The 7,669-nt window shown below is 64.6% G+C and carries 5 protein-coding genes; 2 read left to right on the forward strand and 3 right to left on the reverse strand.

Annotated elements, in window-relative coordinates; genetic code table 11:
* Positions 1 to 3: 3 nt before the first annotated feature.
* From HNQ39_RS28925 to HNQ39_RS28935, 3 genes are all read right to left on the reverse strand, one after another.
* On the reverse strand, positions 4 to 813 hold the full coding sequence (locus HNQ39_RS28925) for a carbohydrate ABC transporter permease (protein ID WP_184204092.1): 810 nt from the start codon (positions 811 to 813) through the stop codon (positions 4 to 6).
* Entirely contained in the window at positions 810 to 1,682 is an 873-nt protein-coding gene (locus HNQ39_RS30435) for an ABC transporter permease subunit (RefSeq protein ID WP_221290452.1), read from the reverse strand. The genes HNQ39_RS28925 and HNQ39_RS30435 overlap by 4 nt, the downstream gene beginning before the upstream one ends.
* A 152-nt stretch (positions 1,683 to 1,834) precedes the next feature.
* A complete protein-coding gene (locus HNQ39_RS28935; protein ID WP_184204094.1) occupies positions 1,835 to 3,064 on the reverse strand; it encodes an extracellular solute-binding protein in 1,230 nt (409 codons plus the stop codon).
* Between the two features lie 90 nt (positions 3,065 to 3,154).
* On the opposite strand from HNQ39_RS28935, the gene HNQ39_RS28940 reads away from it, so the two are divergent.
* Together HNQ39_RS28940 and HNQ39_RS28945 are read left to right on the forward strand one after the other, a co-directional pair.
* Positions 3,155 to 6,052 carry a PSD1 and planctomycete cytochrome C domain-containing protein gene (locus HNQ39_RS28940; protein WP_184204095.1) on the forward strand — a complete coding sequence of 966 codons (2,898 nt, stop codon included), beginning with the start codon at positions 3,155 to 3,157 and terminating at the stop codon, positions 6,050 to 6,052.
* 3 nt (positions 6,053 to 6,055) lie between these two features.
* Positions 6,056 to 7,468 (forward strand): DUF1501 domain-containing protein, encoded by a 1,413-nt coding sequence (locus HNQ39_RS28945; RefSeq protein ID WP_184204096.1) that lies wholly within the window; start codon positions 6,056 to 6,058, stop codon positions 7,466 to 7,468.
* Positions 7,469 to 7,669: the final 201 nt, after the last annotated feature.

Consider the following 7,669-nt stretch of genomic DNA (forward strand, 5'->3'; position numbering starts at 1 on the left):
AGACTATCCTTTCAATCCACTGAGAACAATTCCCTTGACAAAGGTCTTCTGGACAAGCAGGAAGACGATGATTAAGGGGACGGTGATGACGGTTGAGGTGGCCATGAGCAGGTTCCATTGGCTCTCGTGGCGACCGAGAAACGACTGCAAGCCGAGTGCCAGCGTGTACTGGCTCTCGTCGTGGAGGTAGATCAGCGGGCCTTGGAAGTCGGTCCAGGCACCGAGGAAGGCGAAGAGAGCGACTGTTGCCAGTGCGGGCCGTGCGAGTGGGATCAGGACGCGCCAGAAGATGCCAAAGTCGGTGCAACCATCGAGGCGCGCGGCATCGGAGAGCTCCTGGGGGATCGTGAGGAAGAACTGGCGCAGCAGAAAGATCGAGAACGGGTTGCCAAAGAACGCGGGGACGATCAGCGGGAGCCAGGAGCCCGACCAGCCGAGGGCACGGAAGAGCAGGAAGGTGGGGAGGAGAGTCACCTGAGCGGGGAGCATGATGGTGGCCAGCATCAGGAAAAACAGCGGCTCGCGGGCCTTGAAGCGCAGGCGCGCAAAGGCATAGGCGGCCAGCGACGACGACAGCACGGTTCCGAGGACGGTCAGGGCACAGATAAACAGTGTGTTGCCGACATAGCGCCAGAACGGGAAGCGCGCGATGGCATCGGGGTAGTTCTTCCAGACCACGGGGCTGGGGATCCACTCCATGGTCGCGGTGAAGATCTTCTCGGGGGTCTTGAGCGAGGTGCTCAGCATAAACAAGAACGGCGCGAGAAAGAGCAGGCTGAGCGCGACCAGTACCGCGTAGCGAATACCTCTCATCCTTTCTCTCCTTCGTAGTAGACCCAGCGGGCGGAGCTCTTAAAGACCAGCCAGGTCGCCCCGATGGTCAGGACGAAGAGCACCCAGGCCATCGCGCAGGCAAGGCCCATGCGGAAGAACTCGAAGGCATTCTGGTAGAGGGAGAGCGCATAGAACAGGGTCGATTTGTCCGGCCCGCCCTTGGTCATCAGGAAGGTCTGGGTGAAGTACTGAAACGTCCCGATCACCCCTAGAATCAGGTTGAAGAAGATCACTGGCGAGAGCGAGGGCAGGGTGATGTGGCGGAGGCGCTGCCAGCCATTGGCCCCGTCGAGCTCCGCTGCCTCGTAGTAGTCTTGGGGCACCCCTTGGAGCGCAGCCAGGTAGATCACCATGCTTCCCCCGACCCCCCAGAGGTCCATGAGGATGATCGCGGGCTTGGACCAGAGCGGCGATGCCAGCCAGGTTGGAGCAGGCAGGTGGAGTGCACGGAGCGCCTCGTTGATCAGGCCGTGCTCGGGGTTGAGGAGCCAGAGCCAGAGGAGCGCACTGGCGACAGTCGGCACGAGCGATGGCAGGTAGAAAATTGTCCGAAAGAGCGCCATGCCCTTGAGCTTCTGGTTGAGCAGGAGCGCCAGCGCCAACCCGACCACCAGCGAGAGCGGCAGCTCCAGAAAGAGAAAGGCCGTGTTGCCCAGCGATGGCCAGAAGGTCTCGGTGTCGGTGAAGAGCTCTTTGTAGTTGTCGAGGCCCACCCAGCGTGGTGGGGAGAGGACTCGGTAGTCGGTGAAGCTCAGAAAGAGGGTCACCAAGATCGGCCCGACCGTAAAGAGCACCAGCCCGAGGAGCCAGGGGGCGAGAAAGAGGAGCGCCGTGCGGGACTCGCCCACCGATTTACCTCTCCCCAACCCCTCTCCCGGGCGCTCGTTCCGGGTGCCCTCTGGGCGTGGGAAAGGGGCTATATCCCCGGCCACCTCGGACTCCCCCTTCCCCAAGGAGGAACGACTGTCCGGGGGAGGGGGTTGGGGGGGAGAGGTTGTCCTCATCGGTACTTCTCCAGGTCCCGTGCGACCTTGGCCTGCACGGTCTTGAGCGCGTCTTGGGGGGACTTTCTCCCGTATCGGACAGCATCGCAGGCGGCAGTGAGCTCGCTCTGGTAGAGGGCCGCGACCGGCAAGACGGGAAAGTGCGACGCCCGCGGGCTGTCGGCGAGGTCGAGGAAGCGGGCAAAGAGTGGCCGCCACGGAGCGCCGGTGCGAAGCTGGGGCTCTTTCAAAATAGCGCGCTGGTTGGGGACACCGTGCATCGTGCTGGCGAACTGGAGCTGACCGGTGCGAGTCTGGGTCCACTTGAGAAACTCCCAGACCTGCGCGGTTTTCTTTCCCTCACGCGGCAGACAGAAGAGGTTCCCCCCGAGCCAGGCAGTCCCCTCCAGCTCGGGAGCGCTGGCGGGAAACGGTAGCGGCGCGACCCCGATCTCCTCGCCGGGCGTGTACCTATAGACCCAGTTGGCGTTCCACTGCCCGGAGAACTCCATCGCGGCAAGGCCCTTGAAGAACGGGTTGTTCGAGCCCATATCGTCAGCAAAGCCTGCCGAGAACGCCTCGACCGCCTCGTTGCCGCCCTGGGCATCCATCAGGCGCTTGTACCACGCTAGCCCCGCCGCGTTCCGGGGATGGTCGGCGGTGACTCGTTCTGTGCGCTCGTCCCAGAACTGCCCGCCCGCCGCGCCGAGCAGGTGCAGGGCCTCAGGGGGACGTAGCCCGATGCGGGTCAGGCGGCCCGTGCTATCGCGCTGGGTGAGGCGCTTGCAGAGCTCCTCTAGCTCCTCCAGGGTGCGGGGCGGGGTCTGGACGAGGCGCTTGTTGTAGAGCAGTACCATGCAGTCGAGCAAGTACGGCATGGCGTAGAGCTTGCCCCGAAAGCGGCACTGGGAGAGCGACCCGGGCGTAAAGTCGTCGTCCTTGAGACCAGCGGCAGCGAACAGGCTATCGAGGGGGAGCAGGGCGTTGTTGGCCGCCAGCGCGCCCAGCGCCGATGGGTCCTTGAGCGTGAAGACATCGGGGGGAGCGCCGGCTACCAGCGCCCGGATCGTCTTATCGTCGCTCACCGACGGCAGGTTCTCCAGCTGAGGATCGTAGGCATTGAGAGTCTTGCGAAAGACCTCTTCTTCGTCGCCGCCCCACATGCTCCAGACCCGCAGGTTTTGCCGCGTCGCCGGGCGGGAGCAACCCGCCGCCGCCGCGAGAGCGAGTAGAGCCAAAGAGCGCATGGGCATATCCTAGCGTAAGTGCACAGATCGGACAAGGCTTTTATTGCCCAGTGCATTGACGCATCCGAGCGAGCCGTCTACAATACCCCTATGACCTCACCCTTGCACGGCAAGCTGGCAGCGATCGCCCTTGTCAGCCTGCTGAGTTTCGCCGCTCTCGCTGTCCCGCCAAAGCCCGAGCCCGTTCGCTTCAACCGGGATATTCGCCCGCTTCTCTCGGACAACTGCTTTGCGTGTCATGGCCCGGATAAGAACAAGCGCCAGGCCGGCCTGCGCCTCGACCAGCCCAACCGCGCGGTGGTTCCCGGGGATATCCTCGCCAGCGCGCTGGTACAGCGCATCCAAAAGCCCGTCGGCGACGATCTGCAGATGCCCCCAGCTAGCTTTCACAAGACCCTGACCGCGGCCCAGAAGCAGCTCCTGATGCGCTGGATCGGGGAGGGGGCGGTCTACGAAGGCCACTGGTCGTTCCAGCCCATCGCGGCTCCGGCAGGCGGGAGTGTCGATGGGCTTATCCGCGCACGCCTCGCCAAGGCCCAGCTCACCCCCGCGCCGCTTGCGGACCGTGCGACTCTGATCCGGCGCGTCTCGCTCGATCTCACGGGGCTACCTCCCACGGCGGAGCGGGTCGCGGCGTTTGTGCGAGACACCCGCCCCGATGCCTACGCGCGGCTGGTCGAGGAGCTGCTCGCCTCGCCGCACTACGGGGAGCGGATGGCGGTTCCTTGGCTGGACGCCGTGCGCTACGCCGACACGGTGGGCTACCACGGCGACCAGAACATGAACGCCTGGGCCTACCGGGACTGGGTGATCGATGCCTTCAATGCCAACATGCCCTTTGATCGCTTCACACGCGAGCAGCTCGCCGGGGACTTGTTGCCCAGCCCCACACCGAGCCAGCTCACGGCGACTTGCTTCAACCGACTGAACATGGTCACCCGCGAGGGCGGTGCCCAGCCCAAGGAGTACCTCCATAAGTACGCAACGGACCGGGTGCGGACGGTCGGGATGGCCTGGATGGGGCTGACCACGGGCTGCGCGGAGTGCCACGACCACAAGTACGACCCCTTTACCCAGCGCGACTTCTACTCGCTGGCGGCCTACTTCGCTGACGTCAAACAGTGGGGGGTCTACGCCGACTACGGCTACACGCCCAACCCCGACCTGCGTGGGGTCAACAACGACTATCCGTTCTTCCCCGAGCTTACGGTGGAGAGCAAGTACTTAATGACCCAGCGTGCCCGAAAGCAGCGGGAGCTAGAGGCGCTCGCAGCCCCCATTTTAGTGAGCCAGAGCTGGAGAACCCAGCTCAATGCCTTTGTGCAGGCCAACCCCGATGGCTGGGAGAGTGCGGAGACATTCTCCCCCAACGGCGCAAAGCCCGTAGACGTGGTGCGGACCCTTAGCCCGAGCCAGCGGTCGGTGGCGAGCGTGCGGCTGGAGCTCTTCCCGGTCGCGGGGAGCGTGTTCCGCAAGGGAGTGCGCTCGGAGACCGTGAACCTGAGCCTGGCGGTGGTGGGAAAGGACGGTAAGGCCCGGCTGGTTGCCGTGCGCCATGCCGCGGCGAGTGCGTTCGCTCCGATCTACCGCAACTCCTTCGCGCTGATCGGGGTACAGCGCGGCTGGAAGCTCTCCGATACCCAGGCCACCGTGCCCCAGACCGCGGTCTACCGCCTCGACAAGCCGCTGACGCTTGCCGACGGAGAGAGCCTGCGGGTGACCCTGCCCGCGTGCGATCTGGCGAGCCTGCGCCTGAGCACATCGCCGCTGGTGCCGCGCGACCCCGACAGCCTGACCCTCCCGGACAAGGCACTCGCTCCCCAGGACTACCTACTCGCCACGGCAGCCGACCCCGAGGCCTTTACCCGGGCGAAGGCAATCGAGCTGGAGCTCACGGGCCTGCGCAGTGGCCGCACCCCTGTGATGGTCACCGAGCGCGCCAAGACACCGCTCACGATGCGGGTCGTGCCGCGGGGGAACTGGCAGGACGAGACCGCGCCTGTTGCGCCCCCCGCAACACCCCAATTCCTCCCCCGTGGGGCGGGGCCTGGTGGACCACAGACACGGCTTGATCTGGCAGCCTGGCTGGTGGCCAAGGAGAACCCGCTGACCGCCCGCGTCTTTGTCAACCGGCTCTGGAAGCAGCTCTTTGGGGTGGGGCTCTCCCCGAGTATCGAGGACCTAGGCGCACAGGGCGAGGCCCCCACCTACCCCGAGCTCCTCGACTGGCTCGCCGCGGACTTCCAGCGCGACTGGAACATCAAGCGCGCCGTCAAGCAGCTCGTCCTGAGCGAGGCCTACCGGCGCTCGTCGGTGATGAGCCCCGCACAGCGGGCAAAGGACCCGCAGAACAAGCTCTGGGCGTCGCAGAACCCACGGCGCCTAGAGGCGGAGTTTGTGCGCGACAACGCTCTGGCAATTGCGGGCCTGCTCAACCCCGACCTCGGTGGACCACCCGCCAAGCCCTACCAGCCCGCCGGGTACTACGCGCCCCTGCAGTTCCCCGACCGGGACTATATCGCCGATACCAACAGCTCGCAGTGGCGGCGCGGGGTCTATATGCACTGGCAGCGGACGTTTTTACACCCGATGCTCGCCAGCTTCGACGCGCCCAACCGCGATGAGCCGGGCTGCACCCGCACCAATGCCAACACGCCCCAGCAGGCTTTGACACTCCTCAACGACCCAGAGTTTGTCGAGGCGGCGCGGGTCTTTGCCGCAAGCCTGAAGGCCAAGACCGACGACGGCAAGCTCGCGGAGATCTACCAGCGGGCACTGGCGCGCGCCCCCAAGCCCCAGGAGCAGAAATCCCTGCTAGCGTTCTTGACAAAGGTCCGCGCGGAGTACGCCGCCCGCCCCGACGATGCCAAGAAGCTGCTCACCATTGGTAATGCACCCGCACCCGCAGGGGACGCCATCGAGCTTGCCAGCTGGGCCACGGTCTGCCGCGTCGTCTTAAATCTCCACGAGACCATCACAAGGTACTAAGCTATGTTCGATCAAGAAGAGTTTGTCCAAAGCGTCAACCGGCGCACGTTTTTGAAGCAGTCGGCTTATGGAGTAGGTGGGCTTGCGCTCGGCGCGCTGCTGGGGCGCGAGGCGAGCGCTGCGGAGGGCAAGGGGACGCTGCCGCACTTTGCGCCGCGCATCAAGCGCGTCATCCATCTCTGCATGGCGGGTGGGCCGAGCCACCTCGAAACTCTAGACTGGAAGCCCAAGCTCCGCGAGCTACACGGCCAGCCCTTCCCTGAGTCGTTTACCAAGGGCCAGCAGCTTGCCCAGCTCCAGAACGCGGTGCTCAAGGCCTTTGGACCGCAGCACGAGTTCACGCGCTACGGCAAGAGCGGCCTGGAGCTCAGCACGGCGCTTCCGATGATCGGGAGCCTCGCCGATGAGCTCTGCGTGGTGAAGTCGATGGTGACCGAGCAGATCAACCACGACACGGCACATGCGTTTATGAACTCGGGCTCGATCCTCAAGAGTCGCCCCAGCATGGGGAGCTGGGTGCTCTATGGGCTGGGAGCGAGTACAAAGAACCTACCAGGATTTATCGTGCTGACATCGCAAGGACGCGGCGGGGCGCAGCCGGTCTCCGCGCGCCAGTGGTCGTCGGGTTTTCTGCCCAGCAAGTTCCAGGGAGTCCAGCTCCAGACCCGCGGCGATGCCGTGCACTATGTCGGGAGCCCGGAGGGGGTCTGCCAGAGCACGCAGCGCCTCGTGGTCGAGGAGATCGCGCGGCTCAATGGGATGCTCGCCGCCGAGAAGACCGACCCGGAGATCGCCACGCGGATCGCGCAGTACGAGCTGGCGTTTCAGATGCAGGCATCGGTGCCAGAGCTGACCGACATGACCAAGGAGACCCAGGCTACCCTCGAGCTCTACGGGGTCAAGAAGCCCGGCGATGGGACATTTGCCAGCAACTGCCTGCTCGCCCGGCGCTTGGCGGAGCGCGGCGTGCGCTTTATCCAGCTCTACCACCGCGGCTGGGACCACCATGGGGGCGTCAAAAACGGGATCACGCAGGCCGCCGCCGAGTGCGACCGCGCGACCTGGGCGCTGATCACGGATCTAAAACAACGCGGAATGCTCGACGATACGCTGATTATCTGGGGCGGGGAGTTTGGTCGCACCCCGATGGGCCAGGGGGATGGGCGCGATCACCACATCAACGCCTTCTCGATCTTCCTCGCCGGCGGCGGGATCAAGGGCGGGACAACCTATGGCAACACCGATGAGCTAGGCTACAAGTCTGTGGAGAATGTTGTCACGGTCCATGACCTCCACGCCACCATGCTCCACCTCTTCGGCATCGACCACGAGCGCTTCTCTATCAAGTTCCAGGGTCTGGATGCTAAACTAAGTGGCGTCGAACCCGCCCGCGTGGTGAAAGATATTTTGGCGTAGTCTGCGGGCAATGAATTACCCGGCAGAGGCTTGAGAGCGTCCCGAGGACGTGATAAACCAAGGGCCTCATTGCGTCCTCGGGACGCTCCTTTCGGCAAGACGGGTAATTCATCGAAAAGGCGCGTGGAAACCCCGGCCTTCAGGCCGGGTGAGGAAACGTGATGCCAGGAGTCCCTTGGGACGGATGGCTGGACAGATACC

Source organism: Armatimonas rosea (assembly GCF_014202505.1).
Lineage (GTDB): Bacteria > Armatimonadota > Armatimonadia > Armatimonadales > Armatimonadaceae > Armatimonas > Armatimonas rosea.